This window comes from Streptococcus orisasini, from assembly GCF_001431045.1.
GTDB lineage: Bacteria > Bacillota > Bacilli > Lactobacillales > Streptococcaceae > Streptococcus > Streptococcus orisasini.
The window spans coordinates 1-720 of the sequence record NZ_BCLE01000062.1; the positions used below are offsets into that span (position 1 = coordinate 1).

The 720-nt window shown below is 43.8% G+C and carries 1 protein-coding gene; it reads left to right on the forward strand.

Translation table 11 applies throughout. The features are described from left to right. On the forward strand, positions 1–720 hold a 720-nt coding region (locus SCSH_RS10775), incomplete at both ends, for a transposase (protein ID WP_152972563.1).

A 720-nucleotide genomic window follows, 5' to 3' on the forward strand; every position in this document is an offset into this window, starting at 1 on the left:
CACGCAAAAAAGTCGCTAAAGCCCGCCGCAAAAAGCGAGGCTAAAGAAAAGAAAGTCTCAACGACTGACCCGGAGAGCGGTTGGTTTCATAAGGGTGAGCATAAAGAAGTTTTTGCCTATAATGCTCAGGTTGCCTGCGACAAACATGGCTGGGCATTAGCCTATAGTGTAGAAGCAGGGAATGTTCATGACAGCCAAGCTTTTCCTGCGCTGTTTGCCAAACTTGAGCCCTTCAGTCCTCACTTCCTTATCGCTGATTCAGGTTATAAAACGCCTTCTATCGCTAAATTCTTGCTGGATAAAAACATTACCCCTGTTTTTCCTTATACCAGACCGAAAGGAAAGAAAGGCCTGTTACAGCCTAAGGATTTTGTTTACGATGAGTATTATGATTGTTACCTTTGCCCCGAGAATCAGACGTTAGAGTATTGTACAACGACTCGTGAGGGCTATCGGGAGTATAAGAGTAAGGCTAAGATTTGTGCCACTTGTCCTTTATTAGGGAGTTGCACAGAGAGTCAGAAGCATCAAAAAGTTGTCACGAGACATCTTTGGAAAGAGGATATGGAGATTTGTGAGGACATTCGCCATCAAAGAGGGATGAGGGAACGCTACCAACATCGAAAAGAAACCATTGAACGCCTCTTTGGAACAGCTAAAGAATATCACAATCTCAGATATACGAGAGAGATTGGCAAGTCCAAAATGGAGGATAAGGTT